This window comes from Pseudonocardia aurantiaca, from assembly GCF_039526725.1.
Taxonomy (GTDB): domain Bacteria; phylum Actinomycetota; class Actinomycetes; order Mycobacteriales; family Pseudonocardiaceae; genus Pseudonocardia; species Pseudonocardia aurantiaca.
The window spans coordinates 123461-146046 of the sequence record NZ_BAAAJG010000004.1 but is presented as its reverse complement, the minus strand read 5'-3'; the positions used below and the strand labels follow the sequence as shown (position 1 = coordinate 146046).

The 22586-nt window shown below is 73.1% G+C and carries 22 protein-coding genes and 3 pseudogenes; 17 read left to right on the top strand and 8 right to left on the bottom strand.

Going from position 1 to position 22586, the window contains the following annotated elements; genetic code table 11:
* Positions 1-31: 31 nt before the first annotated feature.
* Entirely contained in the window at positions 32-400 is a 369-nt protein-coding gene (locus ABD143_RS08515) for a response regulator (RefSeq protein ID WP_343973849.1), read from the bottom strand.
* 177 nt (positions 401-577) lie between these two features.
* On the opposite strand from ABD143_RS08515, the gene ABD143_RS08510 reads away from it, so the two are divergent.
* From ABD143_RS08510 to mftD, 3 genes are all read left to right on the top strand, one after another.
* Positions 578-886, top strand: coding sequence for a hypothetical protein (locus tag ABD143_RS08510; RefSeq protein ID WP_343973846.1), 309 nt, complete (start codon positions 578-580; stop codon positions 884-886).
* Between the two features lie 211 nt (positions 887-1097).
* Positions 1098-1913, top strand: coding sequence for a mycofactocin-coupled SDR family oxidoreductase (locus tag ABD143_RS08505; protein WP_343973844.1), 816 nt, complete (start codon positions 1098-1100; stop codon positions 1911-1913).
* A 12-nt stretch (positions 1914-1925) separates the two neighbouring features.
* Entirely contained in the window at positions 1926-3107 is a 1182-nt protein-coding gene (gene mftD / locus ABD143_RS08500; RefSeq protein ID WP_343973841.1) for a pre-mycofactocin synthase MftD, read from the top strand.
* Positions 3108-3263: 156 nt separating this feature from the next.
* Here mftD and ABD143_RS08495 read toward each other — a convergent pair whose 3' ends face one another.
* Complete coding sequence (locus ABD143_RS08495) at positions 3264-4034, bottom strand: 2-keto-4-pentenoate hydratase (protein WP_343973838.1); 771 nt, start codon at positions 4032-4034, stop codon at positions 3264-3266.
* A gap of 459 nt (positions 4035-4493) precedes the next feature.
* Here ABD143_RS08495 and ABD143_RS08490 point away from each other — a divergent pair, with 459 nt between their 5' ends.
* The 8 genes from ABD143_RS08490 to ABD143_RS08455 all read left to right on the top strand — a co-directional run bounded on the left by ABD143_RS08490 (position 4494) and on the right by ABD143_RS08455 (position 11635).
* The gene (locus tag ABD143_RS08490) at positions 4494-4775 is read left to right on the top strand and encodes a YggT family protein (protein ID WP_343973836.1); all 282 of its coding nucleotides are present in this window, start codon (positions 4494-4496) and stop codon (positions 4773-4775) included.
* A 209-nt stretch (positions 4776-4984) separates the two neighbouring features.
* Positions 4985-5755: a COG4280 domain-containing protein gene (locus ABD143_RS08485; protein WP_343973833.1), complete on the top strand. Its 771-nt coding sequence runs from the start codon at positions 4985-4987 to the stop codon at positions 5753-5755.
* The gene (locus ABD143_RS08480; RefSeq protein WP_343973830.1) at positions 5752-5970 is read left to right on the top strand and encodes a hypothetical protein; all 219 of its coding nucleotides are present in this window, start codon (positions 5752-5754) and stop codon (positions 5968-5970) included. The genes ABD143_RS08485 and ABD143_RS08480 overlap by 4 nt, the downstream gene beginning before the upstream one ends.
* 75 nt (positions 5971-6045) lie before the next feature.
* A complete protein-coding gene (locus tag ABD143_RS08475; RefSeq protein WP_343973827.1) occupies positions 6046-6741 on the top strand; it encodes a DedA family protein in 696 nt (231 codons plus the stop codon).
* A gap of 118 nt (positions 6742-6859) precedes the next feature.
* The gene (locus ABD143_RS08470; protein ID WP_343973824.1) at positions 6860-7528 is read left to right on the top strand and encodes a hypothetical protein; all 669 of its coding nucleotides are present in this window, start codon (positions 6860-6862) and stop codon (positions 7526-7528) included.
* Positions 7525-8232, top strand: a complete 708-nt coding sequence (locus tag ABD143_RS08465) for an ABC transporter ATP-binding protein (RefSeq protein WP_343973822.1) — start codon at positions 7525-7527, stop codon at positions 8230-8232. The genes ABD143_RS08470 and ABD143_RS08465 overlap by 4 nt, the downstream gene beginning before the upstream one ends.
* Positions 8229-8969, top strand: a complete 741-nt coding sequence (locus tag ABD143_RS08460; protein WP_343973819.1) for an ABC transporter ATP-binding protein — start codon at positions 8229-8231, stop codon at positions 8967-8969. The genes ABD143_RS08465 and ABD143_RS08460 overlap by 4 nt, the downstream gene beginning before the upstream one ends.
* Entirely contained in the window at positions 8966-11635 is a 2670-nt protein-coding gene (locus ABD143_RS08455; RefSeq protein ID WP_343973816.1) for an FtsX-like permease family protein, read from the top strand. Before ABD143_RS08460 ends, ABD143_RS08455 begins: the two co-directional genes overlap by 4 nt.
* Positions 11636-11753: 118 nt before the next feature.
* Here ABD143_RS08455 and ABD143_RS08450 read toward each other — a convergent pair whose 3' ends face one another.
* The 3 genes from ABD143_RS08450 to ABD143_RS08440 all read right to left on the bottom strand — a co-directional run bounded on the left by ABD143_RS08450 (position 11754) and on the right by ABD143_RS08440 (position 14339).
* Positions 11754-12455 carry a response regulator transcription factor gene (locus ABD143_RS08450; protein ID WP_343973812.1) on the bottom strand — a complete coding sequence of 234 codons (702 nt, stop codon included), beginning with the start codon at positions 12453-12455 and terminating at the stop codon, positions 11754-11756.
* 76 nt (positions 12456-12531) lie between these two features.
* Positions 12532-13317, bottom strand: a complete 786-nt coding sequence (locus tag ABD143_RS08445) for a TIM barrel protein (protein WP_343973809.1) — start codon at positions 13315-13317, stop codon at positions 12532-12534.
* Positions 13314-14339, bottom strand: coding sequence for a Gfo/Idh/MocA family oxidoreductase (locus ABD143_RS08440; RefSeq protein WP_343973806.1), 1026 nt, complete (start codon positions 14337-14339; stop codon positions 13314-13316). Before ABD143_RS08440 ends, ABD143_RS08445 begins: the two co-directional genes overlap by 4 nt.
* Before the next feature lie 100 nt (positions 14340-14439).
* Between ABD143_RS08440 and ABD143_RS08435 the strand changes: the two genes are divergently transcribed.
* Entirely contained in the window at positions 14440-15471 is a 1032-nt protein-coding gene (locus tag ABD143_RS08435; RefSeq protein ID WP_343973803.1) for a LacI family DNA-binding transcriptional regulator, read from the top strand.
* Positions 15472-15576: 105 nt separating this feature from the next.
* On the opposite strand, the pseudogene ABD143_RS08430 reads toward ABD143_RS08435, so the two are convergent.
* Together ABD143_RS08430 and ABD143_RS38140 are read right to left on the bottom strand one after the other, a co-directional pair.
* A pseudogene (locus ABD143_RS08430) lies at positions 15577-16428 on the bottom strand (HNH endonuclease signature motif containing protein); the annotation flags it as partial.
* Between the two features lie 76 nt (positions 16429-16504).
* A pseudogene (locus ABD143_RS38140) lies at positions 16505-16921 on the bottom strand (DUF222 domain-containing protein); the annotation flags it as partial.
* Positions 16922-17231: 310 nt separating this feature from the next.
* Here ABD143_RS38140 and ABD143_RS08420 point away from each other — a divergent pair.
* The 5 genes and pseudogenes from ABD143_RS08420 to ABD143_RS08400 all read left to right on the top strand — a co-directional run.
* Positions 17232-17722: pseudogene (locus ABD143_RS08420) on the top strand (sigma-70 family RNA polymerase sigma factor family protein); the annotation flags it as partial.
* 268 nt (positions 17723-17990) lie between these two features.
* Entirely contained in the window at positions 17991-19460 is a 1470-nt protein-coding gene (locus ABD143_RS08415; protein WP_343973797.1) for an erythromycin esterase family protein, read from the top strand.
* Complete coding sequence (locus ABD143_RS08410; RefSeq protein ID WP_343973794.1) at positions 19460-19978, top strand: phosphate-starvation-inducible PsiE family protein; 519 nt, start codon at positions 19460-19462, stop codon at positions 19976-19978. Before ABD143_RS08415 ends, ABD143_RS08410 begins: the two co-directional genes overlap by 1 nt.
* Before the next feature lie 6 nt (positions 19979-19984).
* A complete protein-coding gene (locus ABD143_RS08405) occupies positions 19985-21208 on the top strand; it encodes a cation:proton antiporter (RefSeq protein WP_343973791.1) in 1224 nt (407 codons plus the stop codon).
* Positions 21209-21404: 196 nt separating this feature from the next.
* Positions 21405-22004, top strand: coding sequence for an MEDS domain-containing protein (locus ABD143_RS08400; protein ID WP_343973788.1), 600 nt, complete (start codon positions 21405-21407; stop codon positions 22002-22004).
* 55 nt (positions 22005-22059) lie between these two features.
* On the opposite strand, the gene ABD143_RS08395 is transcribed toward ABD143_RS08400, so the two are convergent.
* Positions 22060-22515 (bottom strand): GreA/GreB family elongation factor, encoded by a 456-nt coding sequence (locus ABD143_RS08395; RefSeq protein WP_343973785.1) that lies wholly within the window; start codon positions 22513-22515, stop codon positions 22060-22062.
* Positions 22516-22586: the final 71 nt, after the last annotated feature.

Sequence of the window (22586 nt, the reverse complement as noted above, 5' to 3'; positions counted from 1 at the left end):
GCGCGCAGGCCCCGGCTTCCGCCTGGCGGGACTACTCGCCCGCGCCGACCAGCGCCTCGACGGCCTGCGCCGACAGGAGGGACTTCGAGAGGAAACCGACGGCCGGACTGTCCGCGATGAGGTCGGCGAAGTCCTCCTCGCCGCGCGTCGAGATCAGCACGACGCGAGCGCCGAGGTCCGGGAACTCGTCGACCAGCCGGCGGGTGAGCTCGAACCCGCTCTCACGCCCGAGGGCGATGTCCACAAGGATGATTCCAGGGCGCAGCACGGCGACCTTCTGCACCGCTTCCGCGATCGTCCGCGCCGTACCTACCACCTCCATCCCCTGACGCTCGAGGCTCGTGTGCGCGATCTCGAGGAACCACTCGTTGTCGTCGACGATCAGGCATTGCCGAACCACGTGCCAAGCATCGCACCGCGCCCGGGCCCTCGCATTGCGGCTAGCCGTAACCGCCGGTGACCGCAGGCGCACCGGGTGCCGCTGACACCACCCATCGGGCAGTTCCAGCCAGCGGGTAGCGGAGATGGCAGCAGGCGTTGACGACGCGGCGCCCGTTGCCTCCGCACCATTGACCCCATGAACACCGCGGCAGTGATCGGCGACGCGATGACGGACTACCTCCTCGCCGCCGGCACCAACAAGGCCCCCGCCAACCGCGCGCCCGCCCACATGGCCGCCTGGATGCGGTCGCACGGCTACCGGATCGTGCGCTCCCCGGTCGATCCCGTCGATCCCGGCGACCCGCAGCAGGTCGCCTGCATCGCGGCGGCGATCGACTGGCACGCCGACATCGACGCCGCCGAGCAGCACTGGCTCGTCCGTGAGGTCCTCGCCGCCGCCACCACCAGGCCGCGGGTCGTCACAGACATCCGCCACGTCGCCTGACGGCCGGGCGGGGTGGGGATCCCGCCCCCGCCCCGCCCGGCCGTCGTCTCGCCTTCGACTTCCCTGCCCATCTCTCCTGGGCCGCCTTCCATCACTCCCAGCGAACGCGCCCGCACCCGAACACTTCAGGCGCGAGACCCCGCGTGCCATAGTGGCACCGGATGCCAAAACTGGCGCCGGTGCAGGGTCGACACAAGGGAGTGATGTTCCGATGGCAGGACGCGTGGAGGGCAAGGTCGCCCTGGTGACCGGCGCGGCCCGGGGTCAGGGCCGGGCCGACGCGGTGCGGCTGGCCCAGGAGGGAGCCGACATCGTCGCGATCGACGTCGCCGCCCCCCTCCCGAGCGTCCCGTACCTCTCAGCCACACCCGAGGACCTGGCGGAGACCGTCCGGCTGGTCGAGAAGCTCGACCGCCGGATCGTCAGCGCGATCGTCGACGTCCGCGACCTCGACGCCCTGCGCACCGCCGTCGACGACGCCGTCGCGGAGCTCGGCAGGCTCGACGTCGTCGTGGCCAACGCGGGTATCTGCGTCCCGGCGCCCTGGGACCAGGTCACCCCGACGGTCTTCGACGACACCATCAGCACCAACGTCACCGGCGTCTGGAACACCGTCATGGTGGGCGCCCCGCACCTCGTCGCGGCCGGCGGCGGCTCCATCATCCTGATCAGCTCGGCAGCCGGGCTGAAGGTGCAGCCCTTCATGGTCCCCTACACGACCAGCAAGTTCGCTGTGCGCGGCATGGCCAAGGCGTTCGCCGCGGAGCTGGCCAAGCACCACATCCGGGTCAACAGCGTGCACCCGACCGGCGTGAACACCCCGATGGGCACCGGCGACATGCAGGCGGTGCTCGGCGCGGCGATCGCCGGCGACCCGCGGCTCGGTGGCATGTTCACCAACATGCTCCCCGTCGATGGGACCGACGTGGAGGACGTCGCCGATACCGTGCTCTTCCTCGCCTCCGACGAGTCGAAGTTCATCACCGCGCACGAGATCGCCCCCGACGCCGGCGTCACCGAGTTCTGAAGGGATTTGACGATGGCCAGCACGAGAGACTGGTTCGAGAGCGTCGCGGAGGCGCAGCGGCGGGCCAAGCGGCGGCTACCCAAGGGCGTCTACCTGGCCCTCGTCGCAGGTTCGGAGGCGGGCGTCACGATGAACGACAACGTGGCGGCGTTCGGCGAGCTGGGCTTCCGCCCCCGGGTGGCCGACCTCCGGACCGACCGCGAGCTCGCGACCACCGTGATGGGCCAGGACATCAGCTTCCCGGTGCTGATCTCCCCCACCGGCGTTCAGGCCGTCGACCCCGACGGAGAGGTCGCCGTGGCGCGCGCCGCGGCGGCGGCGGGCACCGCGATGGGGCTCTCCTCGTTCGCCTCGAAGCCGGTCGAGGAGGTCGCCACCGCGAACGACAAGCTCTTCTTCCAGTCGTACTGGCTGGGCGACCGCGACGCCATCCTCGCCCGCGCCGAGCGGGCCCGTGCCGCCGGCGCGAAGGGGCTCATCATCACCCTCGACTGGGTGTTCGACTCCCGCCGTGACTGGGGCAGCCCCTTCATCCCGGAGACGCTCGACCTCAAGGCGATGGCCCGCTACGCCCCGCAGGTCGCGGTCAGACCCGGCTACCTGCTCCAGTGGCTCCGCCACGGCAAGCTGCCCGACCTCGGCGTGCCGAACCTGGTCGGCCCCGGCGAGGAGGCGCCCACGTTCTTCGGGGCCTACGGGCAGTGGATGACCTCCCCCCTGCCGACCTGGGAGGACCTGGCCTGGCTGCGTGCGGAGTGGGGCGGCCCGTTCATGGTCAAGGGGATCACCCACCCCGACGACGCCCGCCGGGCGGTCGACATCGGCGCCACCGCGATCTCGGTCTCCAACCACGGCGGCAACAACCTCGACTCCACCCCGGCGACCATCCGGCTGCTTCCCGCGGTCGCCGACGCCGTCGGCGACCAGATCGAGATCCTGCTCGACGGCGGCATCCGGCGCGGCAGCGACGTGGTCAAGGCGCTCGCCCTCGGCGCCCGCGCCGTCATGATCGGCCGGGCCTACCTGTGGGGATTGGCCGCGGGCGGGGAGAAGGGCGTGTCGAACGTCCTCGCGATCCTGCGCAGCGGCATCGAGGAGGCCCTCCTCGGCGTGGGCCGGTCCTCGATCCACCAGCTCGGCCCCGAGGACCTGACGATCCCCGCAGGGTTCAGCCCGAACTTCCGCAAGGACTGAACCCGGCCGACGTCCCCCGAGGTCAGGGGCCGGGTCAGGGGGCCGGGGTCGGCCGTGTGCGCGTGCAGGTCGGCTGAACGTCAGCAGGGTGACATCGCGGACGTTGAACGTCAGCGGAGCCACCCTGCTGACGGGTCGGGGCGCACCGCCGGCGTCCTACGCCTCCACCAGACGCACCCGCACCTCACCAAGGCCCTCGAACGCCCCGGCGTACTCGCCGGGCTCGAGCCCGTTGCGGCGAGCGGCGAAGGAGCCGGTGATCACGAGGTCGCCCTCCTCGATCGCACGGCCGAACCTGGACAGCTGCGCCGCGAGCCGCGCGATCGAGAGGTAGTGGTCGTCGATGTGCCCGTCGGCCGCGACCGTCTCGAGGACCTGCCCGTCCTGGCTCAGCGTCGCCGCCGACCGGGCCAGGACCGCGCGGTCCGGGAGCGGCGAGACGGGCGCGCCCACCACGACGCCCCATTGCGTGAGGTTGTCCGCCACCCGGACTCCGGGGTCCTGCGGGCCGTCGATGCGCCGCTCGTTGAGCTCGAACGCCGGCGCGACCCAGGAGAGCGAGCGCTCGACCTCGCCGGTGTCCAGGTCGGCGCCGGCGAGGCGCCTGCCCGCGCGGAAGCACAGCTCGGTCTCCAGGCCGGCCCGCGACATCCGCGGCAGGCCGACCGTCGCCCCCGACTCGAAGACCCGCTCCTGCAGCAGGAAGCCGAACGGGCGGACGCCGGGGCCGAATGCGTCGCGCACGGCACCGGAGGTCAACCCGACCTTCCAGCCTGCCCGCGACCGCCCGCGCTGGACCCATCGCGCCAGCACCGCCAGCTGGGCGTGCTCGCCGTCGTCGATCGACCACCGGCCGCTCAGCCCGGCCGCGTCGAAACTCCCGCTGAGCGCACCGTTCCAGACGATGTCTACGAGATCCTCCGTCACTGTTCCTCCGAATCGCACTGTTCCTCCGAATCGGTCCTGCGTGAACGATCGCGGCGGTGCGGTTCGCCCGCCACCCTCACACCGTCATACGGCGTGCGGGGCGCCCCGGTCCAGTTGACCGCGACGCGCGAGCGGCTCAGCACGAGGGCATGTGCAAGCCGTCCTGGATCGTGTCGCACGAGCTGCCGCTGGAAAGCCGCAGATGCATTGACGTTGTGCTGGGCCAGGTCCGTCAAAGGTGGAAGGGTGGACGGAGAGGTCGAGGCGGGCGTCGGACTCAGCCCTCCAGGCCCAGGGGGACCTCGTAGATCAGGTTGAACGGGGGTCTGCGCAGTGCCGCGCGCCGGGCCATCGAGAGAACCTCCGCGTCTCCCGGTGGGCGGTCTGCAGTCCGGTACTCAGCGTTCTCTCATCCGGCCGGCCGCACGCTGGGGTAGAGAGACATGAAGGGAGATCGCCGTGACCGCGATCGGATTCTTGCTCGGCACACTGCTGCTGATCTTCCAGATCGTTCTTGTCGCCCGCATGGTGGTCGACTGGACCGCCGTGCTGTCCTCGGGGCCGGAACCGGGATGGAGGCGGCAGGCCCGGCGGATCACCCACGGTGTGACCGAGCCGGTGCTCGCGCCCGTGCGACGGGTCATTCCCCCGATTCGGGCCGGCTCGGTGGCGATCGACCTGGCCTTCCTGGTGGTCTTCGTCGCTGTGCTGCTGTTGCGCCAGGTCGTCGTCTCCCTGTGACGCACCCCGGGCCGCGGCGCTGACATGCGAAGCCCGCAGGGGCTGCTTCCCTGGCCCGGTGACAGGGAGCCGAACTTCTTCCCGTCCCCTAACCTTCGGCTGGGCCGCGTCGTGCAAAACCGCACATAACCTCGGTGGTCGTGACCACCGCGCCCCGTTGACGTGAGGTGGCGGACGCGCCGCTCCCAACGTCCTAGGAGGTGCTGCAGATGAGCGCCACAGCATTGTTCGTCGCAGTGTTCCTGGCCTGCATGGTCGAAGCGGTCGAGGCGGTGACGATCGTGCTGGCCGCGGGGACCGGCCGGGACTGGCGCTCGGCGATCACCGGGGCCGTGTCCGGTCTCGCCGTGCTGGCCGTGATCGTCGCCGCGCTCGGCCCGGCGCTGACCGCGGTCCCGCTGGAAGGGTTGCGTCTCGTCGTCGGCGGGCTGCTTCTCGTGTTCGGCCTCCAGTGGCTCCGCAAGGCCATCCTGCGAGCCAGCGGGCTGAAGGCCCTGCACGACGAGGACGAGGCGTTCCGCACCACGCTCGCCGCCGCCAAGGCCGCACCCGGTGGCAGCCGCGGCTTCGTCACCGACTGGTACTCCTTCACCCTCTCGTTCAAGGGTGTCCTGCTCGAGGGCCTCGAAGTCGCCTTCATCGCCCTGACCTTCGGCGCCAACCAGCAGAACATCCCGCTCGCCGCCGCCGCCGCGCTGGCCGCCGTCGTCATCGTCACCGGGGCGGGCCTCGCAATCCGCGCTCCGCTCACGCGGGTACCGGAGAACACCATGAAACTCGTCGTCGGGATCATGCTCACGGCGTTCGGCATCTTCTGGGGAGCCGAGGGCGCCGGAGCCGTGTGGCCGGGCGCCGACGCCGCGCTCCTGGTCGTGGTGCCCGGCGTCGCGCTCTTCTCCCTCGCCCTCATCGGCGTCCTGCGCCGCGTCGCTCGCACCTCCGCGCCGGCTCAGGCCCGCGCCGAGAGGTTGGCCCGATGATCCGCCGCATCCGCGCCTTCCTGGACTTCTGGTACGACTTCGTCGTCGGCGACGACTGGCGGGTCGCGACCGGGGTCGTGGTGGCGCTGGTACTGACGTTCGTCGTCACGAGATCGGGCGCGCCCGGCTGGTGGGTCCTTCCCGTCGCCGTGGTGATCCTGCTGCCCCTGAGCCTGTGGCGGGTGGCCCACCGACCCCCGCCGACGGACTCCTGACCGGCCGGCAGCGAGTTTGCCGTCGGCTGGTCGTCGACGGACTCTTCGCTTCCCTCTCCGTTCCTAGCCTCATGGGTGTGGCGCGAACCGGCTTCCGGCGCGCTCCCGGAGGAGGACGACACGGTGGACATGACGGCGCTCGTGCAGGGGATCAGCGGACCTGCGGTCTACGCCGCGACGGGGGTGTTCGCGCTCCTGGAGTCGGCAGCGTTCGTCGGGCTGGTCGTGCCGGGTGAGACCGCTTTGCTGCTCGCGGGTGCGCTCGCAGCGCTCGGACACGCCAGCCTCACGATCATGATCGCGACCGCGGTCGTCGGCGCGATCCTCGGCGATCTGGTGGGGTACGGGATGGGACGCGGACTGGGCCGGCGGGTACGCGGCACCCGCTGGGGGCGGGCCGTCGGTGCGGCCCGCTGGGACCGGGCCGACGAGATGGTGCGCACGCGCGGGCCCCTCGCGGTGTTCCTCGGCCGCTGGGTCGGCGTGCTGCGGGCGCTGGTCCCCATGGCCGCGGGCGCGGCGCGGATGCCCGTACGCCGCTTCCTGCTGTGGAACGTGCTCGGCGGCGCCAGCTGGGCCACGTCGGTGCTGGTCGCGGGCTACTTGGCAGGTTCTTCCTGGGACGCGGTGCAGGGCTGGGTGGGGGTCTGGGCGGCTGCGATGACCGCGGTCGCCGCGGCTTTGGTGGCCGCGCCCGTGCTGCGCAGGATGTGGCAGCGGCACCGCACGAGGAACGGCGCAGGCCTTCCCGAACCCGCAGGGCGCCGGTAGCCGTACGGTCACCGGCCCCCGGGCGGCAGGCGCGAACGCGACTACGGGGCCGAGATTTTGCGTTCCCTTGGCCTTGCGGCGGCGGGCTCCTTCCCGGCGTCTTCGTAGCTTCAACGCCATGATCCGCCTAGACGAGGCCGCCGTCCGGAGGACCGCCGCTGTGGCTGTGTGTACCGCCGCGCTGCTCGCCGGCTCGGTCGCATGCGGGAGCCAGGCCGCTTCCCCCGCTCCGAGCCGCTCCGCCGCACCGGCGGCATCGCCCGCGCCGAGCGGCAGCGCCGGGCCGGTTGCTCCCCCGCCGCAGGCGCCCGAGGTGAACGTCGCCGGCGACATCCCCGACAACCAGGTGTTCGTGCCCTACACCGCGCCTGACCAGTCGTTCCAGGTTTCGGTGCCGGAAGGGTGGGCACGCACGGCTGATGGCGCCGCGGTGCTCTTCACCGACAAGTACAACTCGGTGCGGGTCGAGTCGGTGCAGCGTCCGGCTGCGCCCGACCCCACGTCGGCGACGTCCGACGAGGTACCTGCCATCTCCGCAGGCACGCCGTATTTCGCGCTGGGCAACGTCACGTCGGTCACCCGCAAGGCCGGACCCGCGGTGCTGATCACCTACAACGCGGCCTCACCCGCGGACCCTGTCACCGGGAAGAGCGTCGCGACCGCGGTCGAGCGCTACGAGTTCTGGAAGGGCGGTCAGGAAGTGGTCCTGACCCTCTCCGGGCCGCAGGGCGCCGACAACGTCGACCCGTGGCGCGCCGTCACCGACTCCTTCGGCTGGCAGCGGTGAACCCCGTCGCCGAGGCGAGCCCGGCGCCCGGGGCGCCGCCGTCGCGCCCCGCGATCGAGGCGCGCTCGCTCTACCGCTTCTTCCGCGCCGGTGACGAGGAGACGCTCGCCCTGCAGGGCGTGACGCTCTCGGCAACCGCGGGCGAGGTCATCGCGGTCGTCGGGCCGTCTGGCTCGGGCAAGTCCACCCTGCTCGCGTGCCTCGCCGGGATCGACGAGCCGGATGGCGGCAGCGTCACGATCGCGGGCCGGCGCATGAGCCATCAGACCGAGCCGGCGCGGGCGCGGATCCGGGCGCAGATGGTCGGGATGCTGTTCCAGAGCGGGAACCTCTTCGACCACCTCTCCGTCGAGGCCAACGTGGAGCTGGCCCAGCACCTCGCCGACCGGTCCGTGCGCACGCGTCCCGCCGACCTGCTCGCCGCGGTGGGGCTCACCGCACGCGCCGGGTCCCTGCCGCGCACGCTGTCCGGCGGAGAGGCCGCGCGGGCCGGGCTCGCCGTCGCACTGGCGAACGACCCCGCCGTCCTGCTGGCCGACGAGCCGACCGGGGAACTCGACACCTCCACCGAGGCGACGGTGCTCGAGCTGCTCGCGGCGGCCGCCGAGCGCGGTGCCGCAGTCCTCGTCGCCAGCCACAGCCCTGCTGTCGCAGCCGCTGCCGACCGCGTCGTGGCCCTCGCCGACGGTCGGGTCGTGCAGTGACGGGTCCGATTCGCGCGCCCGGTCCGGCGACCGACCGGGCCGGCGAGCTACTGGTGGAATGCGTCGACGCGGCCCGCACGCTGGGCACGGGAGCGGCCACCGTCGTGGCGGTGCACGGCGCGCACTGCCAGGTGCACCGCGGCGACCGGATCGCGCTCACGGGGCGCTCAGGGTCGGGGAAGTCGACGCTCCTGCACCTCCTCGCCGGGCTCGACGTCCCCTCGGCCGGACTCGTGGCGTGGCCGGCATGGCACGGGTCGCCCGTGGGCCGCCCTGGCACCGTAGGAGTCGTCTTCCAGGGCCCCAGCCTGCTCCCCGCCCTCGACGTGCGGGAGAACGTCGCCCTGCCACTGCTGCTCGCAGGAGTGCCCGACCCGGGAGCCGCGCAGCGCGCCACCGAGGCGCTCGACGCCCTCGGGATCGGCGGCCTCGCGGCCGCGCTGCCATCCGAACTGTCCGGCGGGCAGGCGCAGCGGGTCGCCGTCGCGCGGGTTCTCGCGGCGGGACCGTCGCTGATCCTCGCCGACGAACCCACCGGCCAGCTCGACCGCGCGTCGGCGGATCAGGTCGTGACCGTGCTGCTGCAGGCGGCCACCGAGCTCGACGCCGCGCTGCTCGTCGCCACCCACGACGAGGCGGTCGCGAAACGGTTGGACCGCAGATGGCGGATCGTCGACGGCCGGCTCGGCACCGACATGCGGGCCGGTACGACATCGGACCGCGGGAGGGCGTCGTGATCCGTATCTGGTGGCAGGCCCTGATCCGGCGCCGGGCTGCCCGGCTCGGCGCAGCGGCCGCAGGCGTCGCGGTCGCCGTCGCATTGCTCGTCTCGCTCGGGGTGTTCCTTACCGCCGCGCAGGCGACGATGACGGCACGCGCCGCCGCGGGCGTCCCCGTCGACTGGCAGGTCCAGGTCCAGCCCGGCGGCGACCCGGCTGCCGTTCTCGACGCGGTGAGCGCAGCACCCGGCACCCTCGCCGCCGAGCGGGTCGGATACGCCCGGGCCGACGGTCTGCAGGCCACGACGGGCGGCACCACCCGCACGACGGGTGCGGCGCAGGTGCTCGGGCTCCCCCCGGGCTACCGGGCCACCTTCCCCGGCGAGCTGCGTACGCTGGCCGGTACCGACCAGGGCGTCCTGCTGGCCCAGCAGACCGCCGCGAACCTCGGCGCCGCACCAGGCGACTCGATCACCGTGAACATGCCCGGCGGTCAGGCCACCACGTTCCGGGTGGACGGCGTGGTCGAGCTCCCAGCAGCCGACTCCCTCTTCCAGCACGTCGGGGCCCCGCCCGGAGCACAGCCGAGCGCCCCGCCCGACAACGTCGTGCTCCTGCCCGAGGCGCAGTGGCAGGGCATGGTCGCTCCGCTCGCCTCGGGTGGGGGTGCCGGCGTCGCCATCCAGGTGCACGCCGCCCGCAGCCACGACGGGTCCGGCGATCCGGTGACCGCATTCGTGCAGGAGACCGGGGCCGCCCGGAACCTCGAAGCGCAGACGGGCGGCGCGGCGGTCGTCGGGGACAACCTGGGCGCTGCGCTCGACGCCGCCCGCGCGGACGCCGCGTACGCCCGGATCCTCTTCCTCTTCCTCGGGGCCCCGGGTGCCGTGCTCGCCGCGCTCCTCGCCGCCGCCGTTGTCGCGGCTGGGGCGGAGCGGCGCCGCGCGGAGCAGGCGCTGCTGCGGGCCCGCGGGGCCTCGTCGCGCCAGATGCTCCAGCTGGCCGCCGTGGAGGCGGCGACCGTCGGGGTTGCCGGGTGCTGTGCCGGCATCGGTGTCGCGGCGCTGGTCGGCCCACTCGGGTTCGGCTCCGCGGCCTTCGGCGCGACGACCGGCGCTGCCGTCGTCTGGGTCGGCGCCACCGTGGTCGTCGGGCTGGGGATCGCCGCGCTCACCGTGCTCCTACCCGCGTGGCGCGACGCCCGGCAGATGACCGTCGCCACCGGCCGCACGAGTCTCGACGCCGGCGGGCGGCCGCGGTCGCCGTGGTGGGCCCGCTACGGGCTCGACTTCGTGCTGCTCGCCCTCTCCGGGGTGGTCTTCTGGCTCAGCAGCCTCGACGGCTACACGCTCGTGCTCGCCCCGGAGGGAGTGCCGACGATCTCGGTGTCCTACTGGGCGTTCGCCGGCCCCGCGCTGCTCTGGGCCGGCACCGGGCTGTTGGGCTGGCGCTTGGCCGACCTCGCGCTCGGCCGCGGCAGGCGCATAGTCGGGAGAGGCCTGCGGCCGGTCGCCGGCGGCCTCTCCTCGACGGTCGCGAGCACTCTCGCCCGCCAGCGGCGCCCACTCGCCCGCTCGATCGTGCTGCTCGCGCTGGCCCTGTCGTTCGCGGCGTCCACCGCCACGTTCAACGCCACCTACCAGCGGCAGGCGGAGGTGGACGCCATGCTCACCAACGGCGCGGACGTCGCGGTCAAGGAGTCACCCGGCGTCGTCGTCGGGCCCGGGGCGGCAGCCGACCTGGCGTCCGTGCCGGGGGTCCGCGCCGTCGAACCCCTCCAGCATCGGTTCGGCTACGTGGGGGCCGACCTGCAGGACCTCTACGGCGTCCGCCCCAGCACGATCACCTCGGTCACCGCTCTGCAGGACGCCTACTTCCAGGGCGGCACGGCGCAGCAGCTGATGGCGCAGCTCGCGGCCCGACCGGACTCGCTGCTCGTCAGCGCGGAGACCGTGCGGGACTTCCAGCTGCGGCCGGGCGATCTGCTCAACCTCCGCGTCCCGGACGGGCGGACCGGGGCGCTTGTCACCGTCCCGTTCCACTACGCGGGCATCGCCACCGAGTTTCCGACGGCGCCGAAGGACAGCTTCCTCGTGGCGAACGCCGACTACCTCGCGCAGGCGACGGGCAACGCGGCGGTCGGGACGTTCCTGGTCGACACCGGGGGCGGCAACACCGCCGCGGTTGCCGACAGGATCAGGGCGCAGCTCGGAACGAGCGCCACGGTGAGCGACATCTCGACGGTGCGCGCCCAGATCGGCTCAAGTCTCACCGCCGTGGACCTGAGCGGGCTCTCCCGCGTGGAACTCGGCTTCGCGCTGGTGCTCGCCGCGGCGTCGGGAGGCCTGGTCCTGGCGCTCGGGCTCACCGAGCGGCGGCGTTCCTTCGCGATCGCCACCGCTCTCGGTGCGTCCCCCAGCCAGCTGCGCGGGTTCGTGCTCGGGGAGGCCGCGGTCGTCGGTGCGGGCGGGATCGCGATCGGGGCGATCGGCGGCGCGCTGCTGTCCGGGATGCTCGTCGCGGTGCTCACCGGGGTGTTCGACCCGCCGCCGGCGGCGCCGTCCGTGCCGTGGCCGTACCTGGCCGGGCTCGCCGCGCTGACGATCGTGGCGCTGGCCGCCGCGGCTGCCGGTGCCGCCAGGGCGGCCAGGCGGCCGGTCCGCAACGCGAGCCGGCTGTTCTGACCCGGCTGGTCCGACCCGGCTGGTCCGACCCGGCTGGTCCGACCCGGCGTCCGACCGGGCCGTCCGGTCAGGCCGGTCAGGCCGGTCAGGCCGGTCCGAACGGTCCGAACGGTCCGCTCTAACCGCTCCGCCGAGGGCCTTCCAGCCGGTAGCCGTGGCCCCGCAGCGTGACGATCTGCGGTACCGCGGCGGAGTCGGCGTACTCGGCAAGGCGGCGGCGCACCGCGGCCACGTGCACGTCGAGGGTCTTGGTCGAGCCGAACCAGTTCTCGTCCCACACGTCGGCCATCAACGTCTCCCGGCTGATCGCGATCTCCGGCTCGGCCGCAAGCCGGGCCAGCAGGTCGAACTCCTTCGCGCGCAGGGGGACCTCCTGGTCCCCCACCGTGACGCGCCTGCGTGCCGTGTCGACGACCAGGTCGCCGATCGACGCGACCGCGACGGGCTGCGCGACCGGGGCCCCGCGGCGCAGGTGGGCGCGCAGCCGCGCGTGGAGCTCGGCCAGCCGGACGGGCTTGGCCAGGTAGTCGTCCGCGCCCGCCTCCAACCCGACCACGACGTCCATCTCGTCGGTGCGGGCGGTGAGGATGACGATCACAACCCCGGGTTGCGCTGCGCGCAGCCGCCGGCAGACCTCCACGCCGTCCAGGTCCGGCAGGCCCAGGTCCAGGAGCACGAGGTCGAACTCGGTGCGCCCGGCGTCGCGTAGCGCCGCGTGTCCGCCCCGCTCCCACACGACCTCGTGCCCGTGAGCCCGCAGGCTCACCGACAACGCGGCACCGATGGTGTCGTCGTCCTCCACCACGAGCAGCACGGCCATTCCGCCAGCCTAAGCACCGGCGCGCCGAGCCGGTCGCCGATAGGCCCGCGCCTCGCCCGCCCCGCGGACGGGCCCGTCAGGCGGTGAACGCGGCGCGGAACCGGTCGAGGGCGTGATCGGGGTCGGCAGCGGCCCACCCTTCCAGCGCGACGACACCGGTGTAGCCGAGACGGCGCAGCGCGGCGGCGACCGCCGGGTAGTGGATCTCACCGGTTCCGGGTTCGCAGCGGCCGGGGACGTCCGCGACCTGGATCTCACCGACCCACGGCAGCGCGCGCTCGACGAGCTGCACGAGGTTCCCCTCGCCGATCTGGGCGTGGTAGAGGTCCAGGTTCAGCCGCACGTGGGGGTTGTCGACCGCCTCGACGAGCGCGAGCGTGTCCGCGGCGCGGGCGAACGGCGTGCCCGGATGGTCGACGGCCGTGTTGAGGTTCTCCAGCGTGAAAACCCGACCGGCCCGCTCCCCCAGCTCGGCCAGCCTGGCCAGGGTCCGGACCGCGGTCAACCACATCGACGGCGTGACGACCTCGGCCGGCACGACCGGCATCCCGCGGCCGTCGAGACCGGTGCCGTGCACGTTCAGCCGTGGGCAGTCGAGCTGTGCGGCCACCACGAGGGACTTCTCGGCGGTGCGCAACAGCTCGGCGGCCCCGTCGGGATCGGCCAGGGTGCCGGTGATGTAGCCGGTCATCGACGAGAACCGGGCGCGGGTGGCGGCGAGCGCGTCGACGTCCTTGCTCGTCCAGTCCCAGATCTCCACCTCGAACCCGCGCCCGGCGATCCGCTCCACCCGCTGCACGAACGGCAGGTCGAGGAACACCATCTCCGCCGACACGGCCAGCCGGAACATCTCCGCCGTCATTTGTCGATCTCCGCGAGCCCGACCGGGCGCCCGCTGCGCACCGACGCGGCCGCAGCGAGTGCGATCGCGAGTGCGGCCCGCGCGTCCTCCCCGCCGACGGGGGCGGTCGTGCCGTGCCGGACCGCGTCGGCGAACGCCGAGAGCTCGGCGACGTAGGCCTCGTGCAACAGCTCCTGGTCGCTGCGCGCCGTCTCGACCGCCCGCCCGGCCGGGCCGGAGAAGACCATGCCGGTGCGCCTGCCGTCGCCCATGGTGGCCATGCCGCCCGCGCCGAACACCTCTCCGCGCACGTCGTAGCCGAAGGCGGCCTCGAAACAGGCCTCGGCGATGCCGGTTGCCCCGTTGTCGAACCGCACCATCACCGCGGCGGTGTCGAACAGCCCCCGGTCCCGCCACTCGGGCTCCACCAGCGCGTCGGCGGTCGCATACACCTCGGTAACGGTCGCGCCCGGGTTGAGGAACCGCAGCGTGTCGAAGTCGTGGATCAACGTCTCGTTGAAGATGGTGTCGGGCGCGACCCGTGCCGGGTCGAACCCACCCGGATCCCGGGTCACCGACCGAAGCTGCCGCGGTGTGCCGATCCCGCCCGCGGCCAGCCCCACGTCCAACAGTGCCCGCGCCGCTGCCCAGTCCGCGGCGAACCTCCGGTTGAACCCGACCTGCAGCACCACCCCCGCGGCGCGGACGGCGTCGATCACCCGGTCGGCGTCGGGCAGCGTCAACGCCATCGGCTTCTCGCAGAAGACAGCCTTGCCCGCCTGCGCGGCCGCGACGGTGAGATCCGCGTGGAACCGGGCCGGTGCCGCGATCACCACCGCATCCACGTCCGGGTCGGCGTACACCTGCGCCGCGTCCGTCGCCACCCGAGGCGCCCCCAGCTCGCCGCCCAGTCGGGCCGCGGCACCCTCGTCGGCGTCCACCACCGCGGCGAGCCGCACGCCCGGCAGCCGCCGGGCCACCGTCGCCGCGTGGAACGACCCCATCCGCCCGGCCCCGACCACCGCCACCCGCAGGTCCGCCATGACCCACCCTTCTCTGGTTTAGAGCGCTCTAGCAGCCTGGCGGTCCGGGGGCCGCCCGTCAAGCAGCATGACTAGAGCGCTCCAGCGATAGGGTGCGCGGGTGAGCGTTCCGCGGCGACCCCGGTTGGAAGACGTGGCCGCGCTCGCCGGCGTGTCCCGGGCACTGGTGTCGATCGTCATCCGCGACGCGCCCGGCGCCAGTGCGGCCACCCGTGAGCGCGTCCGCCGGGCCGCCGACCAGCTCGGCTATCGGCCGGACACCCGCGCCCGGATGCTCAGCCGCTCCCGAACCCGCCTGCTCGGCGTGGTGTTCGGCGTGCAGCACGCCTTCCACGGCGATCTCGTCGACGGCCTCTACGCCGCGGCGTCCGGCGCCGGGTACGACCTCGCGCTGTCCGCCGTCACCCCGCGCCGCGACGAGGACGACGCGGTCGCCGGCCTGCTGCAGGACCGCTGCGAAGCCATGATCCTGCTCGGCCCCCGTACCCCGGCCGCCCAGCTCGCGCAGCTCACCGCCCGACTGCCCGTGGTCGTCCTGGCCCGGCACGTACGCGACCGCGCTGTCGACGTGGTGCGTACCGACGACGCCGCCGGCCTGCACCTGGCCGTAGGCCATCTCGCCAGTCTCGGCCACCGGCGCATCGCCCACATCGACGGCGGCCGTGCCGCCGGGGCGGCGGAACGCCGCCGGGGCTACCGCGAGGCCATGCGCCACCACGGCCTCGCGGCCCACGAGCAGATCGTGGGCGGCGGCCTCACCGAGGACGACGGCGCCGCCGCGGCCGCAGATCTCCTGCACGGGCAGCCGCCGACCGCGGTCACCGTGTTCAACGACCGGTGCGCCACCGGTGTGCTCCACACCCTCCGCGCCGGCGGGCTCGACATCCCGGGCGACATCAGCATCGTCGGCTTCGACGACAGCCGCCTTGCCCAGCTCAGCCACGTCGACCTCACCACCGTCGCCCAGGACGTCGACCGGCTCGCCACCCTCGCCGTCGGCCGCGCGGTCGCGCGCCTGGACGGCAAACCCGTCGATCGGCGCGAGCTCGTCGTCCCGCCGCGCCTCGTCGTCCGTACGACGACGACCGAGGCCCAGCCCGGGGCGCCGACGACTTCTAGGACCCTCCTCTAGGGGCTCCGGGCGTGACGGCACCTGTGCGGGGCCTCTACGCCGCGCGGGGCGTGCAGGTCTGGAGGGTGCTCACCGACAACGCTTTCTGGGCATGTCCGGGCCGATTCAGAACGGTGGTTCGTCGTCGGCTGGATCGCTCGCCGGCCCAGAGTGTTCGAGGTCTGGCTGCTCCGGTGGTGGTCGGGCCGCCCACACCTGGGGGAACGGGTCGTCGGCGTCGCGGTAGTCGTGGGGGGTGCTGCGGTATCGGTGCCCGGTCGGGGTGATCCACTCGATGACGCCGTCGGGCAGGGCGTGGACCTGCCAGCCGGGGCTGTGTTTGAGGTGGTGGTCGTGGCTGCACCCGGTGGCCAGGTTCGCCTCGCTGGTCGGCCCCATCGGGAAGGGGATCAGGTGGTCGAGTTCGCTGTCGGTCGCGCGGCGGCGGCAGATGGGTTGGCGGCAGTGGACATCACGGGCGCGGACGTGGTCGGCCAGCCCGGCCGGCGGCCGGTAGGTGCTGCGCCCGTAGTCGAGCAGCGTCCCGGACTGCGGGTCGTAGACCAGTCGCACGAGGGTGGCGTCGGCGGCGATCTCCCGGGCGTGCCCGGCGGTGATCGGGCCGTGCCCGACCAGCTCACACGGCTGCTGATCCGCCCCGAGCAGGGTGGTGAACGGCATCACCACCTGCACCAGGGGTTTGCCGGGGGACACCGGCCGCGGGCCTTCGCTTCCGCCGGGTGCAGCTGCGGTGGCGGGGGTGAGGCGGCCGGTCAGCAGCGCGGCGAGCAGGTCGGCGCGGCGGGCGTCCATGGAACGCGGGTCCTCGGCGCCGCAGCCGCGGGCCAGCCGGGTCAGCCACTGAAAGGCGGCGACCGCGTCGGTGGCCGGCAGCAGCGCCCACAACGACGCCATCCCGTCCGGTTCCGGGTTGACCGCGACCCGGCGGTCCCGGCGGGCGGCCGTGTGCCGCCGCTCGGCGCCGTCCGGGGTCGGCCGCGATCACCGCCCGCGCGAGCGCGGCCTTCAACTGGCCAAGGGTTTGTTCGGGGGCCCGGGGCAGCACCCGCTCCTGCACCGCCCGCGCCGTCTCAACGGTCAGGTGGCGGGTGGCATCGCAGATCGCGGTCACCCGGCGTTCGTCCAACCGCCCGGCCTGCCACAGGGCCAGGGTTTCCGGGAGCCGCTCGACCAGTTCCCGGGACTGTGCGATCCGGGCGGTCGCCGACCAGCGGGACAGCCGTAGCGCCAGCCCGACCTCGTCCGGGGCGTACGGGCTGGCCGCGCAGGTGCGGTCGGTGCCGGCCAGGTCCTTGGCGTCCGGCGGGACAGCCGTAGCGCCAGCCCGACCTCGTCCGGGGCGTACGGGCTGGCCGCGCAGGTGCGGTCGGTGCCGGCCAGGTCCTTGGCGTCCGGCGGGCGGCGCCGCGCGAACTCGGCCACGATCCGGGCCTGCCGGGCCTGCGCCCACGCGGCCTGCCGCTCGAACCCGACCATCGCATCGATCAACTGCGCATCCGACAAACCCGCCGGGTCCGCGGTGTCCACGTCCAGTTCGAGGGCGGCGATGCCGGACGGGGCGGTGTCGGCCCAGGTCCGGTCCGGTGGCGGCTCCGGCCAGGTGAGCAGGTCGAGATCCGCGAGCTCATCCCGGAGGGGAGGCGCCACGGTCTCGAACATGTGTTCGATTCTAGTCGCGATGTCGATCTCGCGCAAGGCGGGCGACGCGGCACCCTCGGCGGCCGATCATCCACGGTTGACTGCCACCAGCGCATCAACAACTGTTCGCCATGCCCTTCGACGAGCTCGCCCCAATGATCGAGCGTTCCCCGGCCGCCGCCCGGCAACTCGCCAGCCGCGCCCGCCGCCGGGTCCGAGGGGCACCCCGGCGGCCGAGGCAGATCTGGCCCGGCAGCGCCGTGTCGTCGACGCCTTCCTGGACGCCGCCCGCGGCGGGGACTTCGACGCGCTGCTCGCGCTGCTCGATCCGGACTAAGTGCTCCGAGCCGACCGGACCGCGGGCCTGACTCCCGCACCCGTCGTACTCCGCGGTGTCCGCAACGTGGCGAAGGGCGCGCTCCTCGCGTCCGCACGGACCCGGTTCACGCAGCCCGCACTGGTGAACGGGGCGGTCGGCCTCGTGATGGCCCCCCGAGGGCGGCTGTTCCTGGTGCTCGCCTTCACGATCACGGACGGCACGATCAGAGAGATCGACGTGGTCGCGGACCCCGATCGGCTCCGCCAACTCGACCTGGCCGTTCTCGACGGCTGACGCCGTTACTCAGTGCGCGGCGAGAGTCCGCTGGGAGTCGCCGTGACAGCGTCCGGCGCCGGGCCGCCCGCCCCGCACCCGAGCCCACACCCGGCGACCCGAGCCGCCGGTAGCGCGGTCCCGGGGACCGCGTCAGCGGCCGTGCACCCCCGCCGTTGCGCCGGGGGGACGAACGAACCGGCGAGTGTGGTGCCGCCGGGTCGGTGCCGGTGGCCGCAACCCCTCCGCAGAATCTGCCTGTCGTTGTGCCGGAGTCTCAGGAGGAGAGATGCCGGATCGGTTGTTCCGCGATCGGAGGGACGCCGGGCGGACGTTGGCGAGTCTGCTCGAGCACTACCGGGGTCGCGACGATGTCGTGGTCCTCGGGCTGCCCCGCGGCGGGGTACCGCCCGCCTACGAGGTCGCCAAGGAGCTGGGCGCCCCGCTCGACGTCTTCGTGGTGCGCAAGCTCGGGGCTCCCGGGCAGGAGGAGCTGGCGATGGGCGCCCTCGCCAGCGGCGGCGTGCTCGTGGTCAACGACGACGTCGTCCGCGCCCGCCGCATCACCCCGGAGGTCATCCAGCAGGCCGCCGAGCATGAGGGTCGCGAGCTCCTCCGCCGGGAGCAGGCGTACCGGGGCGGCCGGCCGATGCCCGACCTCACGGGGAAGATCGTCATCCTCGTCGACGACGGCATCGCGACCGGCTCCAGCATGCGGGCCGCCATCGCCGCGCTCCGCCGCCACCACCCGGCCCGGATCGTCGTGGCCGTGCCGGCGGCGCCCGAGTCGACGTGCCAGGAGCTCGCGGCGCTGGTCGACGAGGTGGTCTGCGCCACGACCCCGTCCCCGTTCACCGCGGTGGGCGCCTCGTACTGGAACTTCGAGCAAGTCACCGACGAGGAGGTGCGGTCGCTGCTGCAGGAAGCAGCGACGTCGGCCTCGGCGCGCCGGACCGAGAGGGTCCTGAGCGACGCCGAGGTGATCCAGGCCGCCGCGATCCGGACCGAGGACGGGGTGCCCCCTGACCGGGCGCTGTTCGACCTCGTCGGCGACGCGGAGCTGGTGCTGATCGGCGAGGCCTCGCACGGCACCCACGACTTCTACGCCGCACGCGTGGCCATGACCCGGCGGCTCATCGAGGAGCGCGGGTTCTGCGCCGTGGCGGCGGGGGCGGACTGGCCCGACGCCTACCGGGTGAACCGCTACGTCCGGAACCGCGGCGAGGACGCCGACGCGGACGAGGCCCTGCGCGGGTTCCAGCGCTTCCCCACCTGGATGTGGCGCAACGCCGCCGTCCTCGACTTCGTCGGCTCGCTGCGCGAGCGCAACGACCGCGGCGGCGACGAGTCCGCCGCCGGGTTCTACGGGCTCGACCTCTACAGCCTCCACCGCTCGATCGACGAGGTCATCAACTACCTGGACCGGGTGGATCCGGAGGCCGGGCTGCGGGCGCGGGAACGCTACGCCTGCTTCGACCACTACGGCACCGACGACGGGCCGACCTTTGGCCTGGCTGCCGCGATGAGGGCAGGCGACACCTGTGAGCAGGAGGTGCTCGAACAGCTCCAGGACCTGCAGCGCCACGCGGTGGAGTACGCCCGGCGCGACGGGCTGCTCGCCGCGAACGAGCAGTTCTACGCCGAGCGGAACGCGGTGGCCGTCCGAGTACTACCGCTCCATGTTCAGGGGCCGCGTCCTCAACGCATCTCTGTCTGGGTGACCGGCGAGGTGCCCGAGACCTACCCGTTCGCCGTCTGATGCCCGCCGGACCGGGCGACGCGCACATCATGCCCACCGGGGTGGCCGCGGTGGTGGGACGTGCGGTCCGGGCCACCGAGGACGTGGTCCACGTCGTGGTTGCGATCCTGCTCGCGGTGCTGGGCGTCGTGCTGGTCGTCGACACCGTGCGCTACATCGCCGTCGTACTGGCCGGCCCCTACAACCTGCCGGAGATCGTGCTCACGGTCCTCGAGCAGACATTGCTGCTGTTCATCGTCGCCGAGCTCCTCCACACCGTCGCGATCGCGGTCGAGCACCGCGGTGCCCTGGACCCCCTGCCGTTCCTCGTGGTCGGCCTCGTCGCGGCGATCCGGAGCGTCCTCATCCTGACCGCGGAGGCCGAGAGGTCGTTCCAATGGAACCCGCAGGGGATCGAGCTGCTCATCCTGATGGCGCTGATCCTCGTGCTGGCCGTCACCGCCGTGGTGTGGCGGCACTCCATCCGGCTCGGGGCCGAGGAGCCGCCAGGGCCACCGCGTGCGACCGGGCGGGAGTGACCGGCCGTGCCGGAGCCGATCACGCTGCTGCTGGAGCTGGGAACGCTTCTGATCGCGCTGAGCGTGCTCGGCACGATCGCACGAAGGCTGTCGTTGTCGCCGGTGCCGCTGTACCTCCTGGCCGGCCTGGCCATCGGCGACGGCGGGATCCTGCCGGAACCGACGTCGGCGCCCTACATCCAGACCAGCGCCGAGATCGGCCTGGTGCTGCTCCTGCTCATGCTCGGGCTGGAGTTCTCGGTCGACGAGTTCACCGAGAGCCTCAAGCGCCATGTCCCGTCCGTCGTGGTCGACTTCGTCCTCAACGCCGCACCGGGCGCCGTCGCAGGTCTGCTCCTCGGGCTGAACGCGGTCAGCGTGCTCGCGCTCGCCGGGGCCACGTGGGTGTCGTCGTCGGGCATCGTCGCCCGGCTCCTCGGTGACCTGGGCCGCCTGCGCAACCCGGAGACCCACGCGGTCCTGGGTGTGCTCGTGCTCGAGGACTTCGCGATGTCGATCTACCTGCCCGTGCTGGCCGTGACGGCCGCGGGCGGCACGTGGTGGCAGGCGCTGCTCGGCGTGGTCGTCGGCGTCGGGGCGCTGCTCGTCGCGCTGTTCGTCTCGCGCCGCTGGGGCCACCGGATCGGCGACGTTCTCTCGCACCCGGAGTCCGAGCAGGTGCTCCTGCGGATCCTCGGCATCACCCTGGTCGTCGCCGCCCTCGCCGAGATGATCAACATCTCCGCTGCCGTCGGCGCGTTCCTCGTGGGCCTGACCCTCACCGGCGAGATCACCGACCGCGCCCGCGAGCTGTTCACTCCGCTGCGCGACCTGTTCGCCGCGGCGTTCTTCCTCGCGATCGGCCTGTCGGTCAACCCGTCCGACATCGTTCCGGCGCTCCCCGCCGCACTGGCGCTCGCCGTCGTCACGGCGGTCACGAAGGTGGTGGCCGGCGCCTACGCCGCGAGCCGCGACGGCGTCGACCGGCGGGGCCGGCTCCGGGCAGGAACCGCGCTCATCGCACGCGGTGAGTTCTCGATCGTCGTGGTCGGGCTGGTCGGCGCGGCCGCGGATCCGCGGCTGGGCGCCCTGGTCACCGCCTATGTCCTGATCCTCGCCACCGCGGGGCCGATCATCACCCGGTTCGCCGGCGGCGCCGAGGACCGGGGGATCGGCGCGCGAGGCGCTGCCACGGCCCACGAGGCAGGATCGACGGGCCGGGAGTCGTCCTCCGAGGGCCAACCGTCGTGAGTGTTGTTGTTAAGGCATCGTCCCCCGGTGCCAGGCTCGATGGAGCGCGGGGAGGCGGCCCTCGGTGGTCCGCCGCAACCGCTTTCAGCAAACGGTGTTGGGCACCACCCGCGACGATGCCCGCGCCCGCCAATGGAGTTCCTCGGGCGTCGGCGACGATCCCGCGCCGCGCCGCAGAAGATGCGTGGAGGATCGGATGACTGATCAGGTGCTGCCCGGGATCCCCGGGGTGGAGATCGAGCCCGGCGACCACATCTGTGCGCTCTACCGGCACCGCTCGGAGCGCGACGACGTGCTGATGCCCTTCCTGCGGGAGGGCCTGAGCCTCGGCCACAAATGCCTCGTCGGGATCTACGAGCAGGACACCCGCTCGATCCGCGACGCGATCGGCGGTGACCTCAACGTCGAGCAGGCCGTCTCGACAAGTCAGCTCGAGGTCCTCGGCGCCGCCGACGTGGTCTTCCGACCGGAGGAGTTCTCGATCGACAACGCGGTCGAGCTCTGGGAGGGGATCATCTCGAAGGCCGTGGAGACGGGGCCCTTCGAGTTCGCCCGGCTGAGCGCGGAGTGCACCTGGTGGGAGAAGCAGGTGCCGGACTTCGACGAGCTCGTCAGCTACGAGTTGGCGGTCAACGACATTGCCGCCCGGCACCCGGTCGGCTTCCTCTGCATGTACGACATGAGCGAGATCACCGGGAGCGTCATCGTGGGCCTCCTCCGGTCCCACCCCCGGCTGCTGCTCTGCGGGCTGGTCATGGCGAACCCGTACTACGTCCCCCTCCGGGCAGCCCGGTAGCCGGGTTCCCGGGTCCGTCGGGCGTGCGGCCGGTCGCGCGCTCGTGGGCGACCCGCTACGCCGGCCGGCGCACCTGTTCCACCCGGGCGCGCAGCCGCCCGTCCGGTGCCGTCCACTCGATCTCCTCGCCGGGCTGCGCCCCGAGCAGCGCCCGCCCGAGCGGGCTGTCGGGTGTGACGACCGGGACGTCCTCGTCGGGGAAGTGGGTCACCTGCACGGTCTCGGAGAGACCGTCGGGGTACAGGAGTGTCACGACGCTGTAGAGGCCGACCCGCTCGGAGGTGTCCCCGTCGGGCCGTCCCGCCTCCCAGAGGTAGTGCGTGAGGTCGCGAATGCGGCGGTCGATCCAGTCGATCTCGTCGCGCAGCTCGGTGACCGCGCCCTCCTCACCGAAGTCGTGCGGGCGATGGTCGTCGGACCGGAGGCTCTCCTCGAGCTCGCGCCGGCGGGCACGCAGCAGCCCGAGCTCCTCCAGCAGGGCGTGGCGCTCGTCGTGGGTCGCGGCCGTCATACCTCACCGTGGCAACTCCGCTCCCCCAGCTGCGTCGACCCGCGAGGACGGACTCGCCGCGGGCTCTTCGT